This is a genomic window from Neptunomonas sp. (assembly GCF_016744175.1).
GTDB lineage: Bacteria > Pseudomonadota > Gammaproteobacteria > Pseudomonadales > Balneatricaceae > Neptunomonas.
This window is the reverse complement of record NZ_JADGEV010000050.1, coordinates 1-16,270: the sequence shown is the minus strand read 5'-3', so window position 1 is coordinate 16,270 and position 16,270 is coordinate 1. Positions and strand designations below refer to the sequence as shown.

Below are 16,270 nucleotides of genomic sequence, written 5' to 3'. Positions count from 1 at the left end.
GAAAAAGGTGGGCTGAACATTGCTGGCCAAGAGCTTGAGTTGGTAGCGGGCAAGTTGGTTGATGCGCGTCGAGATAGGCTAGAGGCAGAAAGTTTATACCGCCAAGTACGCGCTATTGGTAAAAAGAGCCCGTCACGTTTGGAGTTAGTGCCTACGGTGTTACAGCATCCGCTAGTGCAAAGCATGAAAGAGTCATATGCACGCGTTGAGTTGAAGCGTTCTGAGGTGGCAAAGCGTTACGGTGCGAAGCACCCGACGATGCAAGCGGTTAATTCCGAGCTGGCCAATGCAAGGTCTGCTCTCGATAGGCAAATTTTGTCTGTCGTGAACGGTATCGAAACAAACTACAAAGTGGCTTTAGCCAACGAAAATTCTTTAAAATCAGCGCTTGAGGGTACAAAAGGAAATATTCAAAGCCTTAGCCGCAAAGAGTATAAATTAAGTGAGTATGAGCAAGATGTTGAGACGAAGCGTACCGTCTTTAATACTTTCTTAACGCGCTTTAATGAGACGACCGCTACGGGGGACTTAAAAACAGCGAATGCTCGGGTTTCTGATCCTGCTGTTATTCCATTGTTTCCTGCAAAGCCAAAGAAGAAACTGATTGTTGCGTTGGCCTTTGTGGTAAGCATGATGTTTGGTGTGATGTTTGCCTTTGTATTGCAGGCGTTAAATAACACCGTTAAGAGCGCTTCCGAGGTAGAGAGTAAGCTGGGTGTTGTTATGCTTGGTTTGTTGCCGTTACTGCCGAAAAAGAGAAAGGCGCCATACCAAAGCTATAACCATTTTGTTGATGACCCGCAATCCTCCTATGCTGAGTCGCTACGTACTATTCGTACGGGTCTGATTTTATCGGCATTAGATAATCCGCATAAAATCGTATCGGTTACATCGTCTGTCCCGGGTGAGGGTAAAACGTCACTGGCACTAGGTTTAGCGTTCGCGACAGGGCAAATGGAAAAGGTGTTGCTTATTGATGCGGATTTGCGCCGCCCTTCTGTTGCGAGAGCCTTGGGTCTAGATCGCTCTTCTTCTGGTTTGTCTAATTTAGTGGCAGGTACGGCTTCAGTAGAAGAATGTGTTCACCACTACGAAGATGGTAATATCGATGTGATTTGTGCGGGTATTATTCCTCCTAATCCTTCTGAACTGCTTTCTTCTAAGCGCTTTGCTGATGTATTGACGTTACTCGAAACTAAGTACGATCGAATCATTATTGATACGGCACCGTCTCAGGCTGTAAGTGATGCAATGGTGCTTGCGCCATTAGTTGGCGCGATGATCTATGTGGTTAAATCAGACTCGACGCCATATCAACATGCTAAAAACGGCCTGAAACGTTTGCGTGAAGTGAATGCGCCAATTATCGGCGTTGTGCTCAATCAGGTCGATGTTAAAAAGGGTGCGAAATACTATGGCCAAGAATACGGTGGCTACTATGACGTTTATGGTTACAGTAGCGAAAAAGCATGATTGATCTGCACTGCCATCTTTTACCGGGTGTTGATGACGGTGCACAGAGTGTATCTGAGGCAGTAGCGCTGGCTCAGATGGCTGTGGCTGATGGTATTGAGCATATGGTGCTTACCCCGCACCTGCACCCGGGGCGTTATGATAACTCACTGCTTGGTTTGCAGCCGCATTTCGATGCTTTTAAGGTGGCCCTTAAAGAGCAGAATATTCCTCTCTCTCTTTCTCTGGCCTGTGAGGTGCGCTTAAGTGCAGAAGTGTTGCAATTAGCCGTGGCTAATGAGCTTCCATTTATAGGTGAATGGAATGGCTATCATGTGTTGTTGCTGGAGTTGCCGCATAGTCATATACCGCCAGGTAGTGACAAACTCGTTAAGTGGTTATTGGCGCGTAATATTATCCCAATGATTGCACATCCCGAGCGAAACAAAGATATTGTGCATAATTTGGATAAAGTGCTTCCTTTTGTTGATTTGGGCTGCTTATTTCAAGTGACAGCAATGTCTGTTACCGGTGAGTTTGGTGTGCCTGCCCACCAAAGAGCGCACGAAATGCTAGAAAATAATTGGGTGACGGTGATAGCTACTGATGCTCATAATCGACAACATCGCCCGCCAGTGCTGTCCAAGGCACGACACCTCATTGAGCAGATGTACGGGGCAGATCGTGCAGTAAGCCTATTTAGTGGCAATCCATCCGACATTGTTTTTCATGCTTCACCTGAGAAGGTTTGAATTATGGCCTTTTCTGCTAAATATAGTTTTCCCCGTGTATTAGCCGCGTTAGTCATTCTTGCCAGTATTCCCTCGATCTATTTTGCTTTTCGTTGGGCGTTAGCTGATATCAGTGCGTACCCTGTGCGTTATTCGATAGAGCGCTGGGAGTCCCAGCGTAATCCAGTGTCTTTGGCTAAAATAGAGAAAGCAGAAGCAGATATTGATGTAGCACTCAGTTGGAATGATAATAATGCTGAGTATTATGAGTTAAAGGCGCGCATTTTATTTTATCGTGCTGTGCAAACAGAATCGGACGATTATTTGCAGTATATTCGTCAGGCATTAGCATTACATAACACGGCATTGCTATTACGTCCTAATTGGCCTTATAGCTGGGCAAATAAAAGTTTGATGAAAGCATACTTGGGTGAGATTGATGATGACTTTTCTGAGGCTATCGAGCAGGCAGCTAAAACAGGCCCTTGGGAGCTGAGTGCTAATCTTGCGGTGCTTGAGGCGGGTTTGTTGGGTTGGGATCAGTTAACACCTGAATTAGAGGCTTTGGTGTTGGCAGCGACAAGCCGTGCATCTGAGCATGGTAGTAATGCGGTACGCGTTTTATTGGATCGCTATGAATTTCGCTCTTTTATCTGTTCTTTGTTAGAGCCGTCATCTCATCAAAAAAAGATGTGTAAAGAGACGTTGTAGCCTGTTTTTATCTTTATGTCGTTTTTAACGAAATCTTTTTTAAAGTACTGAGGAGTAGTGATGAGTCAGGTTGAATTGAAGCCGTTAAATATAGCGGTGTTAACTGTGTCTGATACTCGCGTGCCTGAAACAGATAAATCAGGTGATGCGTTACAGGAAGGAATTGAAGCGGCAGGGCATAAGGCTGTTATCCGCCATATTGTGAAAGATGATATTTACCAGATCCGAGCCGTGCTCTCTCAATGGATTGCCGATAGTAGTATTCACGCAGTGTTAGTTACCGGAGGTACGGGGTTTACAGCAAGAGACAGTACGCCTGAGGCCGTCATTCCATTATTAGATAAGCAAATTGAAGGCTACGGCGAGTTGTTTCGGTCTCTTTCGTATGAAGAGATCGGTACATCAACTATTCAGTCTCGAACGGTAGCGGGTGTTGCAAACAGAACCGTTGTTTTTTGTATGCCAGGCTCTACCGGTGCATGTAAAACAGCGTGGCATAAAATCATTCGTGAACAGTTAGATAGCCGTCACCGGCCGTGTAACTTCGTAGAGATGGTTATGCTAAAGGGGTAGTGAAGCAATTCAACTTAAAAAGTATGCTGCACTGCGGTGATTGCGGGTAGTTGTCTGAGTATAAGCCGGTTTATAATACCGGCTTTTTGTTGTGTGTAAGCTTTTGGAGAAATTAAGTGCTTAATGGTTTCCTTGCATTGTTGCTCTGTCAGCTATTAGGTGAGTTATTAGTATTGGCAACCGGTGTTCCTGTTCCTGGACCGGTGCTTGGAATGGTTTTACTGTTGTTGGTTTTGATTGTTATTAAAAAAACACCTGACTCTGTTCGTCTTGTTTCTGAGGGGTTATTGCGGCATTTGGCTCTGTTGTATGTGCCTGCAGGTGTTGGTTTGATGGTGCATCTTGAGATGATTTCTCAGTACTGGCTGGCCATTTTAGTTGCCTTGCTGGTAAGTACGTTTGTGACGATGTTGGTAACCGCTCTTGTTTTTAGATTGTTAGGTAAGTTTAGCGGGCCCACAAAAGGCGAGCGCTCAGGGTTGGTTAGGCCGCAGGGCGGGGAGCGGTAATGGAGTTTTGGGTATATTTTGCTGCTAAACCATTATTCTGGCTGATTGTCACCTTAGTTGTTTTTATGTTTGCTTCTGAATTAAATAAACGCTCAGGCGGCACGCCTTTATTGCATCCTGTGCTGGTGGCGATGGCCATTATTATTAGTTTCTTACTGGTGACGGATACGCGTTATGAAACGTATTTTGAAGGGGCGCAGTTTATTCACTTTTTGTTGGGTCCTGCGACCGTTGCTTTGGCGGTGCCATTGTTCGACCATTTTGAGCGTATCAAAAAAATGTGGCTCATTCTTTTGGTTGCATGCGTAACGGGAGCTGTAACAGCGATTGTATCGGTACTGCTAGTGGGCCTGATGTTTGATCTGCCCGAAGGCGTATTGTTATCGCTAGCGCCTAAATCAGTAACGTCTCCTATTGCTATTGGTATTGTAGAGAAAATAGGTGGTTTTCCATCGTTGGCTGCAGGGCTTGTTCTGATCACGGGGGCAATGGGTTGTTTGCTGGCGCCGCTTATCTTTAAGCTTCTGCGTGTGAAAGATGATGCAGTGAAAGGTTTTACGCTTGGTTTGGCTGCCCATGGTTTTGGGACGGCATCAGCATTTGAAGTGAGTGCAGTGGCAGGCGCTTTTGCAGGGTTGGCAATGGGAATGACGGGGTTGTTAACGGCTTTTTTATTGCCTGTGGTGATATCGTTGATGGGATTTAATTAGCGTGAAGACGTATGGTTTTAAAGCTGATGAGTATTTAGCTTACGGTTGAAGTTGCATTATCGGGGCGTCTGGGTACAGTTCGCTCCTGAATTTTAGTACCTACCTAATTAGGGTGATGTGGGAAAATGACTCCATTAGAGCGTTATAAAAAAGACTTGTTGCGTGATGACTTTTCATACGATCCAGCGCAAGAGATAGCTATTGGTCATCTACAGCGTTTGTATGACGATCTGATTTCGGCTCCCTCGGCCGATAACTCTCAACCGGGAAAGTTGACGCGGTTTTTTAGTCGAAAGCTTAAAAAGAAAACAGTCGAGCCAGTTCAGGGGTTGTATTTTTGGGGTGGTGTGGGTCGCGGCAAGACCTACATGATGGATACCTTCTACGACAGTTTGCCATTCAAACAAAAAAGACGGACCCATTTTCATCGGTTCATGCAGGGTGTGCATGCGGACTTGCGATTGCTTGATGGTACTAAAAATCCACTCATCGACATTGCGCGCAAGTATGCGGCTGAAACACGTATTATTTGCTTTGATGAGTTTTTTGTGTCGGATATTACGGATGCGATGATCTTGGGAAGCCTGTTTGAAGAGTTGTTTGCTAATGGTGTTTCGTTGGTAGCGACCTCTAACATTATCCCTGATGGTCTTTATAAAGACGGTTTGCAGAGAGCTCGCTTTCTTCCGGCCATAGCTCTGCTTAACAAATATACAGACGTGATTAACGTTGATGGCGGTGTTGATTATCGCTTACGTGCCTTAGAGCAGGCGGAGCTTTATCACTATCCTTTGGATGCAGCAGCGGATAGCAGCTTAAATGCTAGCTTTGAGAGCTTGGCGCCTGATTTGGAAGAGGTGGTAGAAAGTGAACTGGTCGATATTAATGGCCGTGGCATACCGTCCCGCAGAACATGCGAAGATGTAGTATGGTTCGACTTTCCTGCGTTGTGTGAGGGGCCTCGTTCACAGAATGACTATATTGAGATAGCAAAAATATATCACGCTGTATTGATTTCTAATATTCCTCAGCTAGGCACTAAAAATGATGATGCGGCGCGTCGTTTTATCAATATGGTCGATGAATTCTATGATTGCGGTGTGAAGTTGATTGTTTCAGCGGCGGTACCCATTCATGAGATCTATACCGGAGGGCGTTTGTCTTTTGAAATTGAGCGTACGCAAAGCAGGCTTTTAGAGATGCAGTCTCATGATTATTTAGCCAAAGCACATAAAGCCTAAGGTATTCTTGATGCTCTTCGTGAAATGCCGATGGGTTGGATTGACGTGCTACGGGTTTTTTATAATTATGTGTGAGGAAGTACTCGCATTAGTAAAGTAATTTGACTATAATTCGCGCTCCTCATTTCACGATGAGGTTTCGTACGTTGTTTCTTTACTGTTTTTCAGTCTTGAGCAACTAATAATTATAAGGTAAGTCGGGCACGGGCTCTTCTGAATTTCAGATCCGTTATCCAGACTTAATTAAAGTATAGGCGAACAATCGATGACTACTTTTGTTGCTAAGCCAGCCGAGGTAAAACGCGACTGGTATGTAATTGACGCAGAAGGCAAAACTCTGGGCCGTATGGCTACTGAAATTGCTCGACGTCTGCGCGGCAAGCATAAACCAGAATTCACACCACACGTAGATACTGGCGATTACATTGTTGTAGTAAACGCTGAAAAAGTACACGTATCTGGTAATAAGCGTAAAGCTAAAATTTATTACCGTCATACAGGTTTCCCTGGTGGTCTGAAGCAGGCTAACTTTGAGATCATGATTAACAGCCAGCCAGAAAAAGTTATAGAATTGGCTGTTAAAGGTATGCTACCAAAAGGTCCTTTGGGTCGTGCTATGTACACTAAATTGAAAGTGTATGCAGGTAACGAACATCCACACCAGGCTCAGCAGCCTCAAGAACTGAAACTCTAAGGGGAAGTAGATAATGTCAGCTACTCAGTATTACGGTACAGGTCGTCGCAAAACTTCTACAGCCCGAGTTTTCTTGCGTCCTGGTACAGGCACAATTTCTATCAACGATCGTACTATCGAAGTTTACTTCGGTCGCGAAACTGCACGTATGATCGTTCGTCAACCACTAGAGTTAACTGAAACTCTAGAAAAGTTCGACGTAATCGTCACTGTTAAAGGTGGTGGTAACTTCGGTCAAGCCGGTGCGATCCGTCATGGTATCACTCGTGCATTGATGGAATACGACGAAACTATGCGTCCTGCACTGCGTAAAGCTGGTTTCGTAACCCGCGACGCTCGTGAAGTTGAACGTAAGAAAGTTGGTCTACGTAAAGCACGTAAGAAACCACAATTCTCTAAACGTTAATTGTTTGCCGGTTTTCCGGCATGCAATTGAGAAAACGCTCGCGCCTGTTAGGTTCGGGCGTTTTTTTTTATCTTCGTGTCAGGTCAATACTTAGTCTTATAGATACCTCTGAAGGGATATTTCACCTTGTAAAATAGGGGTATTTTATTTACTATTTGGCCATTTTTTACAGAACCTGATTTCGTGGTTTTTTATACTGAACGGTTGGTGATTATTTGTACAAGCAAATAGCCTGGCCGAGTGAGGGGGATATACTTGATGAGCAATGAAGGCGTGAATAAGGGTCGGCGTCGACTTCTTATAGGTGCTACTTCTGCCGTTGGGGCTGTGGGTGCTGTAGGAGCTGCGGTCCCGTTCGTGGCTTCCTGGAACCCAAGTGCTAAGGCAAAAGCTGCCGGAGCACCTGCTAAGGCTGATATTAGCAAGTTGGAGCCAGGTCAGCAGATGATAGTTGAGTGGCGTGGGAAACCTGTATGGGTTGTTAAACGTGGCGAAGAGGCGTTAGCAATCTTAAAGGACATGGATCCTGGTACTTTATCAGATCCAAATTCGGATGTTCCTCAGCAGCCTGCGTATATTCCGCATGATGCAGACCGATCTATTCGTCCTGATGTTTCTGTATTAGTGGGTATCTGCACGCATTTAGGGTGCTCTCCTACTTATAAGCCAGAAGTCGGACCGCAAGACTTTGATGCAAATTGGACAGGTGGTTTTTATTGCCCTTGCCATGGCTCTCGTTTTGATTTGTCAGGCCGTGTCTATAAAGGCTCGCCGGCACCGACGAATCTAGTGATTCCGCCTCATAAATATGAAGGTGAAGACATCATCGTTATTGGCGTGGATCAGGAGAACGCATAATGGCTGGTTACCGTAATAAAGGAAAAGGCGGGTTGATGGGATGGGTCGATGACCGTTTCCCAGCGACTGCTATGTGGGAAGACCACTTATCAAAATACTATGCGCCAAAAAACTTTAATTTTTGGTACTTTTTTGGCTCGTTAGCGATGCTAATGCTGGTTAACCAGATCATTACCGGTATCTGGCTAACAATGAGCTATAACCCTTCTGCAGAAGGTGCGTTTGCTTCTGTTGAATACATTATGCGTGATATAGATTACGGGTGGTTGCTGCGTTACTTGCATTCTACCGGTGCTTCTGCATTTTTCTGTGTGGTCTACCTGCATATGTTCCGTGGAATGATGTACGGTTCTTACCGTAAGCCGCGTGAATTGATTTGGTTGTTTGGTATGGCTATATACCTAGCGCTAATGGCTGAAGCGTTCATGGGTTACTTATTACCATGGGGTCAGATGTCTTATTGGGGTGCTGCGGTAATTGTATCTTTGTTCCAGGCTGTTCCTTTTGTGGGGCCTGAGTTAGCTGAGTGGATTCGTGGTGACTACCTGATTTCTGGTGTGACACTAAACCGTTTCTTCTCATTGCATGTTGTTGCGCTGCCTATCGTGTTGTTAGCGTTAGTTGTGTTGCACATCATTGCATTGCATGAAGTGGGTTCTAACAACCCAGATGGTATTGAAATTAAAGAAAACAAAGATGAAAACGGTGTGCCGTTGGATGGAATCCCATTCCACCCATACTACTCGGTGAAAGACATTGTTGGTGTGATAGTCTTCTTGTTTGTCTTCTGTATCATTGTCTTCTTCTTCCCAGAAGGCGGTGGCTATTTAATTGAAGCGCCAAACTTTGAACCAGCTAACCCGCTTAAAACTCCGCCGCATATTGCGCCTGTATGGTACTTCACGCCATTCTACGCAATGCTACGTGCGATTCCGCCAATTGCTGCTTCTCAGTTCCCGGGTGTAGTTGTGATGGGTGGTGCGATTGCTATTCTGTTTGTACTTCCTTGGTTGGATCGTAGTCCTGTTAAATCGATTCGCTACAAAGGAATGATGAGTAAAGTGGCGTTGGCAGTCTTTGCTATTAGCTTCGTGATCCTAGGTTACTTGGGTGTGGTTGCATCTACTCCTGAGCGTACTGTGGTAGCTCAGATCTGTACTGCACTTTATTTTGCTTTCTTCTTCTTGATGCCGTTCTACACCAAGATGGAGAAAACCAAACCAGTACCAGAGAGGGTTACAGGATAATGAAAAAGTATTTAGTTGCATTCGTTATTGCACTGTTCCCATTGGCAAGTTTTGCTTCGGGCGGTGCGGGTCCTAAATTGGACCACATGGCTGTGGATCTGCATAACCAGGCTTCATTGCAGCGAGGTATGCAGGTATTCGTAAACAATTGTTTAGGTTGTCACTCTGCGCAATATCAGCGCTATCAGCGTGCAGCTGAAGATTTGGGTATGCCGATTAATCTAGTTGAAGAGAATCTACTGTTGGGAGACCAAAAAGTAGGTCAGCAGATGACTAATGCTATGCTGAAAGAAGACTCTGCTAACTGGTTTGGTACGGCACCACCTGATTTGACGCTTGAGTCACGTTTGCGTGGGCCTGATTGGTTGTACACCTATTTGCGTAGTTTCTACCAAGACTCTTCGCGTCCTTGGGGTGTAAACAATGTAGTCTTCCCTGATGTAGGGATGCCTAACGTGCTGGAATACTTGCAGGGTGAGCAGATTAATCATTGCTCAGCTGAAGAGGCGCAGCATCATGAAACTAAAATTGATCCGTTAACAGGTAAAACGATGGGCGGTTGTATGTCTATCGGTAAGAAAGGGCAGCAGACAACAGAAGAGTTTGATAAAACTATTTATGATCTGGTTAACTTTATGGCCTATATCGGTGAGCCGTCTAAATTAGACTCTCAGCGTATCGGAACAAAAGTGTTGATCTTCCTCTTCTTCTTCTTCTTCGTTGCTTATGCATTGAAAAAAGAATACTGGAAAGATGTTCACTGATTTTACAGTATAAATCTGTTAGAATCGTTTTTTTGCGCGGCCTGAGTTTCAGGCCGCGCTTATTTATTTTCTACGGTAAGTAATACGGGGATATATTGATGGGAGTTGTGGCTAAACGTTCTTCCATGACCTTTTACTCTGATGGTGCTGATCATTACAGCCATCGTGTTCGCATTGTATTAGCGGAAAAAGGGGTAGCGGTCGACGTTATTGATTGTCATGTCGAGGATCTTCCTGAAGATTTGGCAGGTTTAAACCCTTATAATAGTTTGCCTACTCTCCTGGATAGAGATTTGGTGCTGTATGAGCCAAATGTAATGATGGAATATTTGGATGAGCGTTTTCCTCATCCGCCGTTGTTACCTGTCTATCCTGTTGCGCGTGCGGAAAGCCGTTTGTATATGCATCGCATTCAGAAAGATTGGTGTAAGCATGTAGATGTACTGGTTTCAGCTAAAGCAACGGACGATGAAGTTGAAACGGCACGCAAAGATTTGCGTGATAGCCTTGTTGCTATCTCACCAATCTTTGCTGAAAAGCCATATTTCATGAGTGAAGAATTTACATTGGTAGATTGTTGTCTTGCTCCACTGTTGTGGCGCCTGCCTTATTTAGGTGTTGATTTGCCTGAAGCGCAGTGTAAATCACTGTATGAATATATGGACCGCTTGTTTGAGCGCGAATCTTTCCGTGAAAGCCTATCGGAAGCTGAACGTGAAATGCGTGACTAGCAGCAAATCTGCTTGAATATTTTATTCAGAAAGGGATGATATTATCATCCCTTTTTTATGCTTGGAGTTTTTATGAAACCTAGTCGTCCTTATCTTATCAAAGCGTTGCAGGAATGGTTGCTTGATAATGACTGTACGCCGCACTTAGCGGTGGATGTGGCAGTGAAGGGAGTGATGGTGCCAGAGCAGTTTATCTCTGATGGTCAGATTGTTTTGAATATTAGTCCTTCAGCAATTCAAGATTTTCTATTAGATGATGAGGCTATTAGCTTTAATGCACGCTTTGGTGGTGTTCCAATGAATGTGTATGTTCCTATGTCTGCTGTTTTAGCGGTATATGCACGTGAGAATGGTGCTGGTATGGGGTTTGGAATGGAGCCAGGAGCTGACTTCTATGAGCAAGAGCAGGAAGAAGTAGATAAGCCAGAGCCGCCCAAGCCTACAGGGCGACCATCGCTAAAAGTTGTTAAGTAACCAGGGTTATAAAAGTTTGCCGGTTGTTTAATTAACGATTTGGAATGTATTCAAAAACCTTCACTATTCGTTGTACGCCAGGGATGGTGCGTATGATGTTAACTGCTGCTTCAGCTTCTTGTTCTGTTACTAATCCCATCAAATAAGTTGAGCTGTTTTCAGTAACAACTTTTATGCGAGTGCCTTCTGCAGATTCATTAGTTAATAGCTGCAACTTAATTCGGCTGGTCAGGTATGCGTCGTTGGCACGCACAATACTGGACGTAGGGCCGGAAATTTCTAGTTCGTTGTGAACCTTGCGTACTTTGCGAGTTTGCATCGAAATCTGTTCTGTTTCTTGCTTTGCATTTTCATGCGGTACTTGGCCTGTTAGTAAAAGAATACCGTTGTAGCTTGTCGCACTAATATGGGCATTTTTAACAGTGTCCGACCCTTTGTTAATATTAACGAGCGTTTTATTTTCGATAACTTCATCTTCAATATAAGCTCCAAAGGTACGGCTTCCTTGGTCTTCTCGGATTGGTTCCTCTCGAGATGCACTGATTAGGTTAGAGCAGCCTGAAAGAGTGGTTAGTATGCAAGCGGCTGTTAAGCATTTAAAAAGCGTTGAATTCATGGCATCAGGCTCCAAATAATTGATATTCGATTAAATCGCATAGGCAATGAAGAATAAGTAAGTGTGCGCTATAGATCATTGCGTTGTCGTCAGAAGGGACGCATATTTCGACTTCATCCGGCCGTAAAAGTGCAGAAATATTACTACTATCATGTCCTGTTATTGCAATGACAGACATATCGCGATCATGAGCAGCTTGTATTGCTTGGACTAGGCTGTTTGAGCGTCCTCTATTTGAGATAACTAGCAAAACATCTCCGGGTTGCCCTATAGCTCTGATCTGTTTTGAGTATACCTCACTGAAGCTGCTGTCCTCTGCTATGCCCGTTAAGACGGCGCTGTCTGCACCAACGGTAATGGCGGGCAGTCCTGGTCGCTCGTTTCTGAAACGGCTAAGCAGTAGCGCAGAGAAGTGCTGTGCAAGTGCAGATGAGCCTCCATTACCAACACAAACGATCTTTAGTTCGCTGGCTAAACTGGAAAGCATAAGCTCGCTTGCGTGAGCAATCATGGGTGTGTATTGCTCAATGGTGTGAGCATTTGTGTCCATCGAATTGTGGAATAAATTAACAATTCGTTCTTCAAGTTCCATTTACTGTTTCCGGTCTTAAAGTCTGAAGGCGTCTTTATACCATACTGGTGTATTTTCTTCAGAAGGAGTTTCGTATGCAATGACATCGAATCGACAGTTATGTTGTTGAAAGTGGCGATGAGTCATCAAAAAATGCTGTGCTGCACGAATGATTTTTCGTTGTTTGGTTGCTGTAACTGAGTTAGCTGCTCCGCCATAGTGCTTGTGTGTACGGTATCGGACTTCGACAAAAACTAATGTGCCGCTATCGGCTAATATCAGATCAATTTCACCCAGTTTGCATAAATAATTTCTTGTTACGGGCTTGAGTCCTTGTTGGATAAGCCAGTGCCATGCTTTATTTTCGGCGTCCTTGCCACGTGTATTTCTATCCATGTGATTCGCTATTCAATAAGTTTTGGGGAGCCATTTTCAAAGATGGCCCACTGCAAATGCCTGTTTATTTTGTTTTGTTCGGATAGGGATAGCATGCCTGTCTCCCCCTGTAGGCGTGCCCCTTGAGTGGCACCCAGTTGTTGTAAATAAGGGTACAGGTTATATGCATCTATACCTAAAGCGTAAAGTCGGCCAAAGCGAGTATTGGTGTTATTTCGTATGGCATTAAGTGCGCGTCTATTATCTGAGGGAGGTGATAGTACCCAAGGGATATCACCAAACATAATGCCATTCAGATCGATATCCGCTGCGCTATTAATTGAGCCTGAGAATACTTGGGAGGTGGCGTAAACAGGGAGATCGCCAGCAAAGTAAAATGATAAAATAGGCTTAATTAAACGAGCGTCCTGTGGGCGGGCAGCAAGCAATATCGTGTCTGCATCTTGCCTACGCCTTTCTTCAAACTCGAAATTTAACCCTGTTGCTTTTCTGAGGCTGATTGCTCGGGTTTTGCTTTCATCTGTTTTTAATAGCTGTGCAATGTCTTGATTAAGATCTCCTGTGTTAAAGGACTTGCGAGCTACAATCGTTCCTCCGAGTGCGCTGAATGTATCTGCAAATGCTGATTCTGCGCGATTTCCCCAAGTGCTGTTGGGCGTTAAAATGAGAGCGTAGCGTTTACCTGCATTGATTGCCTGGGTTGCTGCATCGCGTGCTTCGTCTTCAGCAGAAAGGCCAAATTGATAAAGATTAGTGGCGCTTGTTTCTGCATAATTTAATGCTAAAAAGGGGAGTGGGAGTGAATCATATTGGCTAAGGGCACTCACTTTGTCTTTTTCGAGCGGGCCAATGATTAGCTGAACCTCTTTTTCTTGTGCTGCTTGTATTATTTCTTCGGGAGTGTTGTACAAAGTGCTATCTAAAAAAACGAGTTCAGGGGTGTAGCTAGAGCCTTGGTTGGCGTAATGGGCGGTGGTAATGCCATCTTGAATTGCTTTGCCTGCTTTTGCTAGAGAACCTGTTGTGGGTAATAAAACGCCAATTCGTGCGACATTGATAAGATCAATGCTCTGAGGGGATGCTAGGTTATCTGGCATTGTTTGAGCTGCTGGGTGTGCCTGCCAAAGGTTTAGCCAGTTATCAATATTATTTGTTTGTGTTTTGATGTCCGCAATTGAGCGAGATGCTAACGCTAATTCGAGCCAGCCTTGTAGTAGGTAGTTGTTATTTGGCTGCTGTAATGCGCTGTGAAGTTCTTCGTCGCCTGTTGATTGTAGCGCTTGCCAAATACGATCGTGGAGATTTTGTCGTTTTTCTTGGTCCTGAATGTAGTCGCTACCCTCGATCAATATTTTAGCTTCTTCTAACGGTTGGCCGTTGAGATTGTAAGCTTCGGCATATAACTGCTCCGATAGCAGTACGTCACCTTCGGGTAGGGTGCTGAGTGATGGCATATAGGCAAGATAGCTAAGTGCTTGTTCTCCATCATTGCTATCCAATGCTTGCTGAGTTTTTAGTCTGATAATGTTGAATTGCAAGCTGGGAGGGAGGATAGATGTATCTATGTCAGCCAAAATATCTGCCGCGTGGTCTGGTTCGCCTTGTGATGCGAGCAATTGTGCCGCTTGCAATTTAAGTTCCGCTGAGCGAATAGGTGAAGACCTTCGCGCTTGAGCAAGAAGCGACTCGATATTAGCTTCTTGAGACGACGATTGACCTTCTGTCACCAAAGGAGGTGACATTGGAGGCATTGCACAACCAGCAATCAAGCTTGTTAAGGCAACAGTTAGAGACAGGCGTTTCAAAATCATCATATACTCTATCACCCTGATGATGGATGGAAAAATTATGTCTGACGCGGTTTTTTATGTTGTAGCCACGCCTATCGGCAATCTGGGGGATTTAACACCCCGGGCAGTGGAAGTTTTGCAGTCCGTTGCCTTGATTGCAGCTGAAGATACTCGACACAGTGGTCGCTTAATGGCGCACTTTAACATTAAAACCCCTATGATTTCAGTGCATGATCATAATGAGCGTCAACGACTGCAGACAATACTGGATAAATTAGCTGCTGGCGACAGTATTGCATTGATTTCTGATGCAGGAACGCCATTAATTTCCGATCCTGGCTTTATTGTTGTCCGTGGTGTGCGTGAAGCTGGGTTTAAAGTGGTTCCTGTGCCTGGGTGTTGTGCAGTGATAACGGCGATGTGTGCGGCAGGTTTGCCGACAGATCGTTTTATATTTGAAGGCTTTTTACCTGCCAAGCGTTCTGGGCGGCAGCAAAAGTTATCGATGATTGAATTTGAAACTCGAACAGTTATCTATTATGAGTCAACCCACCGGATACTTGATTCTTTGCAGGATATGATCGAGGTTCTGGGTGCTGAGCGTTATGTGGTCCTGGCTCGTGAGTTGACCAAAACATTTGAAACGATCCATGGCGATAATGTAGGCGCTTTGCTTGAATGGGTGAAACAAGATGCAAACCAGCAAAAGGGTGAATTTGTTGTTCTTATACAAGGGGTGGAGCTTATCGAAGAAGAGGGGTTGTCTGTAGAGTCTTTGAAAGTTTTAGATGTGTTGTTAAGTGAGTTGCCGGTTAAGCAGGCTGCTGCTTTGACTGCAAAAATCACTGGAGAGAAGAAGAATGCGCTTTATCAGGAGGCATTGTCTCGCAAGTAGTTGCTTCTCGTCTGATTGTTGGTATCCTTGCGCCCAAGAGTTCGCCGGACAGTCGCTGTCTTGCTTATTTGTAACTTGTTGCAAGTAAGTGGGAGGGAGGAAAGTCCGGGCTCCAAAGGGTAGAGTGCCAGATAACGTCTGGGCGGTGTAAGCCGACGGAAAGTGCAGCAGAGAGAAGACCGCCTAAGTATCTTCGGATAACGGTAAGGGTGAAAGGGTGCGGTAAGAGCGCACCGCATGGGTGGCAACATTCCATGGCATGGTAAACCCCACTCGGAGCAAGACCAAATAGGGATCCAATAGGTGTGACCCGCACTGGATCCGGGTAGGTTGCTTGAGGCGTACAGTGATGTGCGTCCCAGATGAATGACTGTCTATTACAAAACCCGGCTTATAGGCGGACTCTTACTTTTTTACTAGAAACCTCAATAAGACTAAAGCTAAAGAAGTGTGAATACTGGTTTTAACAATCAGTATTTCAAATTTTTGGGTGTTAGTTAATCATTTGCTAAAATGTAATCGTTTAAGCAAGTGTTCATCCTCATTTCGTGAAAATCATCGTCTATCATAATTTTAATACTAGTTAGTTGGTATTAGTGCTCATTTGTGAGGCGACAGCGCATGCTAATTCAGTTAGCCTGCATGTAGCAGATGGATTGGCTTTGTTTTCCGCATGGGAAAAATTCTTTAGCTGAGTTTCCAATACGCTCTCAATATGGTTTTGTACTAAACTATTAAACGATAATTTTTCTCGGAGATGATACATGACAAAGACAACGCTAACTGTACCATTAAGTATACTGTCTACCTGTATATTGCTTGTTGGTTGTGGAGGCGGCGGTGGGTCTTCGATTGTTATTCCGACTACACCAACAACGCCGACCACACCAACAACGCCGAC

At 44.6% G+C, this 16,270-nt stretch carries 20 protein-coding genes and 1 other RNA gene; 16 read left to right on the top strand and 5 right to left on the bottom strand.

What is annotated here, in order from left to right:
- From QZZ55_RS17115 to QZZ55_RS17050, 14 genes are all read left to right on the top strand, one after another.
- The coding region (locus QZZ55_RS17115; protein WP_293268642.1) for a polysaccharide biosynthesis tyrosine autokinase at window positions 1–1,473 on the top strand (1,473 nt) is incomplete at its 5' end.
- Window positions 1,470–2,204: a CpsB/CapC family capsule biosynthesis tyrosine phosphatase gene (locus tag QZZ55_RS17110; RefSeq protein WP_293268641.1), complete on the top strand. Its 735-nt coding sequence runs from the start codon at window positions 1,470–1,472 to the stop codon at window positions 2,202–2,204. The genes QZZ55_RS17115 and QZZ55_RS17110, both read left to right, overlap by 4 nt.
- A 3-nt stretch (window positions 2,205–2,207) precedes the next feature.
- Entirely contained in the window at window positions 2,208–2,894 is a 687-nt protein-coding gene (locus QZZ55_RS17105; RefSeq protein ID WP_293268640.1) for a hypothetical protein, read from the top strand.
- A 60-nt stretch (window positions 2,895–2,954) separates the two neighbouring features.
- Entirely contained in the window at window positions 2,955–3,467 is a 513-nt protein-coding gene (moaB, locus tag QZZ55_RS17100; protein WP_293268639.1) for a molybdenum cofactor biosynthesis protein B, read from the top strand.
- A 116-nt stretch (window positions 3,468–3,583) separates the two neighbouring features.
- Window positions 3,584–3,976 (top strand): CidA/LrgA family protein, encoded by a 393-nt coding sequence (locus tag QZZ55_RS17095; protein ID WP_293268638.1) that lies wholly within the window; start codon window positions 3,584–3,586, stop codon window positions 3,974–3,976.
- Complete coding sequence (locus tag QZZ55_RS17090) at window positions 3,976–4,686, top strand: LrgB family protein (protein WP_293268637.1); 711 nt, start codon at window positions 3,976–3,978, stop codon at window positions 4,684–4,686. Before QZZ55_RS17095 ends, QZZ55_RS17090 begins: the two co-directional genes overlap by 1 nt.
- 125 nt (window positions 4,687–4,811) lie before the next feature.
- Window positions 4,812–5,927 carry a cell division protein ZapE gene (zapE, locus tag QZZ55_RS17085; protein ID WP_293268636.1) on the top strand — a complete coding sequence of 372 codons (1,116 nt, stop codon included), beginning with the start codon at window positions 4,812–4,814 and terminating at the stop codon, window positions 5,925–5,927.
- Between the two features lie 265 nt (window positions 5,928–6,192).
- Entirely contained in the window at window positions 6,193–6,621 is a 429-nt protein-coding gene (gene rplM, locus QZZ55_RS17080; RefSeq protein ID WP_028469786.1) for a 50S ribosomal protein L13, read from the top strand.
- Between the two features lie 13 nt (window positions 6,622–6,634).
- Window positions 6,635–7,027: a 30S ribosomal protein S9 gene (gene rpsI, locus QZZ55_RS17075; protein ID WP_028469787.1), complete on the top strand. Its 393-nt coding sequence runs from the start codon at window positions 6,635–6,637 to the stop codon at window positions 7,025–7,027.
- A 258-nt stretch (window positions 7,028–7,285) separates the two neighbouring features.
- Window positions 7,286–7,885 carry a ubiquinol-cytochrome c reductase iron-sulfur subunit gene (gene petA, locus QZZ55_RS17070; protein ID WP_293268635.1) on the top strand — a complete coding sequence of 200 codons (600 nt, stop codon included), beginning with the start codon at window positions 7,286–7,288 and terminating at the stop codon, window positions 7,883–7,885.
- Entirely contained in the window at window positions 7,885–9,132 is a 1,248-nt protein-coding gene (locus QZZ55_RS17065; RefSeq protein ID WP_293268634.1) for a cytochrome bc complex cytochrome b subunit, read from the top strand. The genes petA and QZZ55_RS17065 overlap by 1 nt, the downstream gene beginning before the upstream one ends.
- A complete protein-coding gene (locus QZZ55_RS17060; protein WP_293268633.1) occupies window positions 9,132–9,896 on the top strand; it encodes a cytochrome c1 in 765 nt (254 codons plus the stop codon). The genes QZZ55_RS17065 and QZZ55_RS17060 overlap by 1 nt, the downstream gene beginning before the upstream one ends.
- Window positions 9,897–9,994: 98 nt before the next feature.
- Window positions 9,995–10,627 carry a glutathione S-transferase N-terminal domain-containing protein gene (locus QZZ55_RS17055; RefSeq protein WP_293268632.1) on the top strand — a complete coding sequence of 211 codons (633 nt, stop codon included), beginning with the start codon at window positions 9,995–9,997 and terminating at the stop codon, window positions 10,625–10,627.
- Window positions 10,628–10,699: 72 nt separating this feature from the next.
- Window positions 10,700–11,101, top strand: a complete 402-nt coding sequence (locus QZZ55_RS17050; protein WP_293268631.1) for a ClpXP protease specificity-enhancing factor — start codon at window positions 10,700–10,702, stop codon at window positions 11,099–11,101.
- A 31-nt stretch (window positions 11,102–11,132) separates the two neighbouring features.
- Here QZZ55_RS17050 and QZZ55_RS17045 read toward each other — a convergent pair whose 3' ends face one another.
- The 4 genes from QZZ55_RS17045 to QZZ55_RS17030 are packed head-to-tail and all read right to left on the bottom strand — an operon-like array spanning window position 11,133 to window position 14,498.
- Complete coding sequence (locus QZZ55_RS17045; protein WP_293268630.1) at window positions 11,133–11,717, bottom strand: BON domain-containing protein; 585 nt, start codon at window positions 11,715–11,717, stop codon at window positions 11,133–11,135.
- A 4-nt stretch (window positions 11,718–11,721) separates the two neighbouring features.
- Window positions 11,722–12,309 carry an SIS domain-containing protein gene (locus tag QZZ55_RS17040; protein ID WP_293268629.1) on the bottom strand — a complete coding sequence of 196 codons (588 nt, stop codon included), beginning with the start codon at window positions 12,307–12,309 and terminating at the stop codon, window positions 11,722–11,724.
- A 15-nt stretch (window positions 12,310–12,324) separates the two neighbouring features.
- Window positions 12,325–12,684, bottom strand: coding sequence for a YraN family protein (locus QZZ55_RS17035; protein ID WP_293268628.1), 360 nt, complete (start codon window positions 12,682–12,684; stop codon window positions 12,325–12,327).
- 8 nt (window positions 12,685–12,692) lie between these two features.
- Complete coding sequence (locus QZZ55_RS17030) at window positions 12,693–14,498, bottom strand: penicillin-binding protein activator (protein ID WP_293268627.1); 1,806 nt, start codon at window positions 14,496–14,498, stop codon at window positions 12,693–12,695.
- Between the two features lie 34 nt (window positions 14,499–14,532).
- Between QZZ55_RS17030 and rsmI the strand changes: the two genes are divergently transcribed.
- Window positions 14,533–15,369 (top strand): 16S rRNA (cytidine(1402)-2'-O)-methyltransferase, encoded by an 837-nt coding sequence (rsmI, locus tag QZZ55_RS17025; RefSeq protein WP_293268626.1) that lies wholly within the window; start codon window positions 14,533–14,535, stop codon window positions 15,367–15,369.
- A gap of 36 nt (window positions 15,370–15,405) precedes the next feature.
- Window positions 15,406–15,779: RNase P RNA component class A (gene rnpB / locus QZZ55_RS17020), an RNA gene on the top strand.
- Between the two features lie 173 nt (window positions 15,780–15,952).
- Here the strand turns inward: rnpB and QZZ55_RS17015 are convergent.
- On the bottom strand, window positions 15,953–16,270 hold a 318-nt coding region (locus QZZ55_RS17015; RefSeq protein WP_293268625.1), incomplete at its 5' end, for a hypothetical protein.

Excerpts from the sequence above, each read along its gene's own strand:
- moaB (WP_293268639.1), top strand. The coding sequence starts at position 2,955 with ATGAGTCAGGTTGAATTGAAGCCGTTAAATATAGCGGTGTTAACTGTG.
- rplM (WP_028469786.1), top strand. The coding sequence starts at position 6,193 with ATGACTACTTTTGTTGCTAAGCCAGCCGAGGTAAAACGCGACTGGTAT.
- QZZ55_RS17105 (WP_293268640.1), top strand. The coding sequence starts at position 2,208 with ATGGCCTTTTCTGCTAAATATAGTTTTCCCCGTGTATTAGCCGCGTTA.
- QZZ55_RS17035 (WP_293268628.1), bottom strand. The coding sequence starts at position 12,684 with ATGGATAGAAATACACGTGGCAAGGACGCCGAAAATAAAGCATGGCAC.
- QZZ55_RS17090 (WP_293268637.1), top strand. The coding sequence starts at position 3,976 with ATGGAGTTTTGGGTATATTTTGCTGCTAAACCATTATTCTGGCTGATT.
- QZZ55_RS17045 (WP_293268630.1), bottom strand. The coding sequence starts at position 11,717 with ATGAATTCAACGCTTTTTAAATGCTTAACAGCCGCTTGCATACTAACC.
- QZZ55_RS17040 (WP_293268629.1), bottom strand. The coding sequence starts at position 12,309 with ATGGAACTTGAAGAACGAATTGTTAATTTATTCCACAATTCGATGGAC.
- QZZ55_RS17110 (WP_293268641.1), top strand. The coding sequence starts at position 1,470 with ATGATTGATCTGCACTGCCATCTTTTACCGGGTGTTGATGACGGTGCA.
- QZZ55_RS17030 (WP_293268627.1), bottom strand. The coding sequence starts at position 14,498 with ATGATGATTTTGAAACGCCTGTCTCTAACTGTTGCCTTAACAAGCTTG.
- QZZ55_RS17050 (WP_293268631.1), top strand. The coding sequence starts at position 10,700 with ATGAAACCTAGTCGTCCTTATCTTATCAAAGCGTTGCAGGAATGGTTG.
- zapE (WP_293268636.1), top strand. The coding sequence starts at position 4,812 with ATGACTCCATTAGAGCGTTATAAAAAAGACTTGTTGCGTGATGACTTT.
- QZZ55_RS17060 (WP_293268633.1), top strand. The coding sequence starts at position 9,132 with ATGAAAAAGTATTTAGTTGCATTCGTTATTGCACTGTTCCCATTGGCA.
- rsmI (WP_293268626.1), top strand. The coding sequence starts at position 14,533 with ATGTCTGACGCGGTTTTTTATGTTGTAGCCACGCCTATCGGCAATCTG.
- QZZ55_RS17055 (WP_293268632.1), top strand. The coding sequence starts at position 9,995 with ATGGGAGTTGTGGCTAAACGTTCTTCCATGACCTTTTACTCTGATGGT.
- rpsI (WP_028469787.1), top strand. The coding sequence starts at position 6,635 with ATGTCAGCTACTCAGTATTACGGTACAGGTCGTCGCAAAACTTCTACA.
- petA (WP_293268635.1), top strand. The coding sequence starts at position 7,286 with ATGAGCAATGAAGGCGTGAATAAGGGTCGGCGTCGACTTCTTATAGGT.
- QZZ55_RS17065 (WP_293268634.1), top strand. The coding sequence starts at position 7,885 with ATGGCTGGTTACCGTAATAAAGGAAAAGGCGGGTTGATGGGATGGGTC.